2 protein-coding genes and 1 pseudogene are annotated in these 4,540 nt (G+C 65.8%); 1 reads left to right on the top strand and 2 read right to left on the bottom strand.

The annotated features are described in order from the left end of the window. Positions 1 to 102 precede the first annotated feature (102 nt). Positions 103 to 1,192, top strand: a pseudogene (locus CC117_RS40885) (IS110 family RNA-guided transposase). A gap of 68 nt (positions 1,193 to 1,260) precedes the next feature. On the opposite strand, the gene CC117_RS09000 reads toward CC117_RS40885, so the two are convergent. Beyond that, positions 1,261 to 2,280: a tetratricopeptide repeat protein gene (locus CC117_RS09000; RefSeq protein WP_071083305.1), complete on the bottom strand. Its 1,020-nt coding sequence runs from the start codon at positions 2,278 to 2,280 to the stop codon at positions 1,261 to 1,263. Between the two features lie 317 nt (positions 2,281 to 2,597). After that, on the bottom strand, positions 2,598 to 3,509 hold the full coding sequence (locus tag CC117_RS08995) for a helix-turn-helix domain-containing protein (RefSeq protein WP_084131791.1): 912 nt from the start codon (positions 3,507 to 3,509) through the stop codon (positions 2,598 to 2,600). Between the last annotated feature and the right edge of the window lie 1,031 nt (positions 3,510 to 4,540).

Here is a 4,540-nt window from a genome sequence, read left to right as displayed (position 1 = left end):
AGATCACGGACAGATCAACTCAGAACGCGAGCGTGCCGGAGCCTTGCCCTGCCGGCCCGGCGACGGCTACCCGTTCCGAGCCGAGCAGGAGACAGATAGCCCATGGTCAGGATGCATCAGCCTGGGAACCCAGACCAGCCCACCGCCGGTGGTGAGGTCGTTCTCGGTGTCGACACCCACAAGGACGTCCACGTCGCCGCAGTCCTCACCCCGTTTGGGGCGCTGCTGGGCAGCGCGACCTTTCCGACGACGGCTGACGGCTATGCACAGCTGCTGGCCTGGGCGAGAGAGCATGGGACCGTCTGCCGGGCGGGAGTCGAGGGCACCGGCTCCTACGGCGCGGCCCTGACCCGACATCTACTTGCGGCCGATGTCACCGTGACCGAGGTCAACCGGCCCGACCGCGCCGCTCGCCGGCGCCCAGGCAAGACCGACGCACTGGACGGGCGAGGCGGCCGCCCGTGCCGTCCTGTCCGGCCAGGCCACCGCGACCGCGAAGACCGGCGACGGACCGGTGGAGATGGCCCGGATGTTCCGGCTGGCCAAGACCTCCGCGGTCACAGCACGCACCCAGGCGATCAACCAGCTCAAAGCAGTCCTGGTCCGCACCGAACCTGGCCTGCGGGAATCCCTCGCCGGGCTGGGCCGCACCACGCTCGTCCGTCGATGCGCCGCGCTCGACGTGGTCGAGCCGACTGACACAGCTACCGCCGCACGTTACGCATTGCGCCAGCTGGCGATCCGGATCGTGGCGCTCACCGCCGAGATCGAGGACCTCAACCGCCGGTTGGCCGCCGTGCTCAACCGCCACGCACCCGCCCTGCTCGCCAGGGTCGGCGTCGGACCGGACACCGCCGCGGCGCTGCTCATCGTCGCCGGCGACAACCCGCGACGGCTGACCAGCGACCGATCCTTCACGGCACTGTGCGGGGTGAGCCCGATCGAGGCCTCGTCCGGGAAGACCVSCSRMMMCSSCYYMAMYSSSGSSGSSRMCSSCMRGSCMAMYSCRGCSCTGCACCGCATCGTCATCACCCGGCTGCGCTGCGACCCCCGCACCCGCGCCTACCAGCAACGACGCCTCGCCGAAGGCAAAACCCCACGCGAAATCGTCCGCTGCCTCAAGCGCTACATCGCCCGCGAGATCTACAACGCCATCCCGCGCATCAGCCCACCGGCCACTGCGGCTACTTGACAACACAGGGCCGTCAGTGCCCCGGCACCTCTCGCCGGGGAAAAGCCTCCCTCTGGGACGTGGAGCCCTTACATCAAGGGGCCTCGGATGACGAGGCTCTCGGCCACGACCCTGGATTCGAGATGCCTCCCGATCATTATGACCTCGGCAGGGGTGCCGAAGCCGGCGATCTCCACGGTTTCTACGGTCATCGCCCCGGCGACGTTGTAGCGGATACACAGCGTCGCGGTTTTGGTGAAATAGTTCCTGAATGCGCGGGTGTAGACCGGGGGTCCAGTTATCTGGTAGTACCAGATGAACTGGATCGAACGCCGGCGGAATCCCGACCTTACCTCCACTCCGCGCTCGTAGAACTCCGCACTGTTGGTCCGGACCTGAACAAACGCCCACACGAGAAACCAGATGGTCCCGGCGAGCGATGTCATCACAAAGACAGGGAAAAGGACCAGAGCGGATCCAGATATGCCCCCGGTTGCGAGGGCGAGCAGCATGGTGCCCACCGCGCAGACGAGGAAGACCATGCCGAGCGAGGGGATCAGGTGCCGCGTCTTGAGGCGGACAGACCGGTAAAGCGCGCCACGATCCGCGGTGCGGTGGGCCTCGACTCCCTCCCGCACCGATGGAGGGCCCGGCTCGATAACCACACCGTTACGGATGTGCCCGTCGACGCCTCGCCCCGGCAGAATGCCCGACCTCCCGGCGCCCAGGGCGTTCACGCAGGCACGCAGTCGGTTCGGGGTATCCCGGAACGGGGTTACGGCCAGCACCTGCTGGTAGGCCTGGAAGGCACCTTCGTAGTCCGCCTCGGCCTCCAGGATGCGTCCGAGGTGATAGGCGGCCTTGTAGTGGCCTGGTTCACTGTCGAGGACCCGGCGAAGCTGGGTGAGCGCCTCTGCCGAGCGGTCGACCTCGACGAGGCAGAGCGCCCGGGCAAACCGCGCTTCCAGGTGATCCGGCTGGTCTTCGAGTAGCTGGTCCAGCACGATGAGCGCCTCCTCGGGGCGTCCGCGCCGGTCCAGTTCACTGGCCTGCTGATACAGCGCCGCGCCGTCGGCTTCTATGGTGCCGGACTGATCATCGTTCGCCATTGGAACCCCCACGTTCCCGGGTCTGTGGAGCATTGTCGCTGAGTCTCCGCCTCACCGCTGCGACGACTAGCGGTTCGCGATGTGGATGTGATGCCCTTGTAGCGCGAGGCCAGCCCGTCCGGATTCGGCCCATCCCGTTACGCGATGGCATTGCCGATCCCGACCAGAAGAAGTAGTCGTTTTACCCGCCCTGGCAGGTCACTGCCGCTCCCTTGTGCCCAGGCCGCCCTCGACGCAGTTGCAAGTCACCGTGCCACGCCTCGTGTCCCTGAGTCGTTGGCACAGAGCGCGGAGATGCTTGGCAAACGGCGCATGGGCTAGGTGCCGGGGTCGTGAGATTCCGGCTGCCTGAGGTCCCTGGGCGCAGTGCCGTAGGCGGCACGGAAAGCACGACTGAAATCCGCGGGGTGACGGAATCCCCACCGAGCGGAGATATCACCAATCGTGTGGTGTCTCAGCCGCGGGTCGAGGAGGTCGACCTTGCACCGTTCGAGGCGGCGTCGCCGGATCGTTGCGCTGACCGTCTCGGGCTGGCCCTGGAACAATTGGTGCAGCGTGCGTACGGATATATGGTGGTATGCGGCAATGGTGGCCGGCCGTAGGTCGTGATCGGCGAGGTTGTGCTCGATGAACGCGTCGATGCGTGCGCGCAGTACATGCTCACGGGTTTCGACGGGCAGGGTGTTTTGCGCGTCGATGTGGCTTGCCAGGAAAGTGACGGCCAGATCGAATCCGATGCGGCCCAGCCGATTCAGTTCCGCCAAGCCACATGCGGCGGCGTTCTCCCGTAATCCGGACAGGAACTGGCCGAGCAGCATCCCTGTCGGGCCTCGCGCGAGGAGACTGTTACCCAGCAGGGAGTCCACCGTGCCGCCCGGTAGTGGCAGGGAAGCCCTGGGTAGCCGCATCAGTGTCACACGTTGCTGCCGGCCATGGTCGAGAAAGTCAGCAGCCAGCGGGTGGGACGTGTCGAACAGGGCCATTTCCCCGACAGTGAGGCATGTGACATTGCCGGACTGCTCTAGTCTGATTGGGCTGCCGTGGACCACGAACAGGTAATAGTCCTCCGGATCATGACGCCGAATGAGAGCGGGGCTCCGACGACCCGACAGTGGCGAGAAGGTGAGCGCTGCTACTGTGGTACCGGGTAGGTTGGACACATCGATTCTCCCACGGAAGCAGTCGGCGTGATCGCTGACCATCACTGTGGGCATGATGTCTTGACACATCCGTTGCGCCCACCACGCAAACCGTTCTCGCGCCGGCACGACGTCAGCGGTCATGGTCGTCGTCACATGGTCCCGCATCAAGGGCGCTTCCTCGGGCGCAAGCTCCGGCACTCGTTGGCCTACCCGTCAAGGTGGGATGAGATGGGCGATCACCATCTTATGGCCAGAGCGGCCTGGGATGTTGAAGATCATGCCGATAGCTACGACCGGGCGAGGTCTGACCGATTGATGTCCGGGCGGTTGAGCGTGAGGAGAGTGGACGGCGACCGAATGCGGAGGCCGAGCCCGGGACGMAGCGTTGATCTTTCTCGCCCGCTTACAAGCTGCGCATACTGACTGAGTATGGTGCGGCGACGTCGCCGGGCGCGAAGGACTGACGCCTTCCCGGCGGCGTTGAACAGGCCGCGCAGGAGCGCGTTAGTAATCTCAACGCGCCAAGTGTAGATCGTCTCAGCGAGGGTGACGGCTTCCGGGACTGTCGCACCGACAGCAGCGCAGTACTCGAAGAACCTGGTCAGGGCTCTGTTCAGGTCGGTGCGGGTGGTCGCGAGACCGGCGCGGGCCAGGGAGAACGCGAGCAGGTCGGCAGCCCGCAAGGCAAGGCCCACCAAGCGGAAATGTTGGCCGGCCAGCCTACTTCATGTTCTACCAGCTTAACCCGGACGCAGACTTCCACGCCGAGAAGACACTGAGAATAAAATTCGTTGAAGCTGATCCGCGCGATCCCACGCCTCGTCGGCGTCGTTTCGTCCGGTATCCGGTGCCGGCCGGTGAACGGATCGCACGGCAGCCGTAACCGGCCAGTTCCGCCGGGCTCGCCCGGGCGACCCACTGYCCGACCGCGCACGCCGCGTCGTGGCCCGCCGCGGTCAACGCGCACAGCCACACCRCCAGCAGACACGGCAACGGGGTAGACCCGGCCCCGCGGTGACCGTGGATCCGGCACCCTGCCGAGTGAGGTGGGCCCCGTTCTTCGGACAGTGATCCCTATGAGGGATAATTGATCCGTGAACGGAGGAGATCAATGAGTC

Origin of the sequence: Parafrankia colletiae, assembly GCF_001854655.1 — a bacterium.
Lineage (GTDB): Bacteria > Actinomycetota > Actinomycetes > Frankiales > Frankiaceae > Parafrankia > Parafrankia colletiae.
Note: the sequence above shows the minus strand (reverse complement) of the source record. Positions and strands in the feature narration are given on the sequence as shown.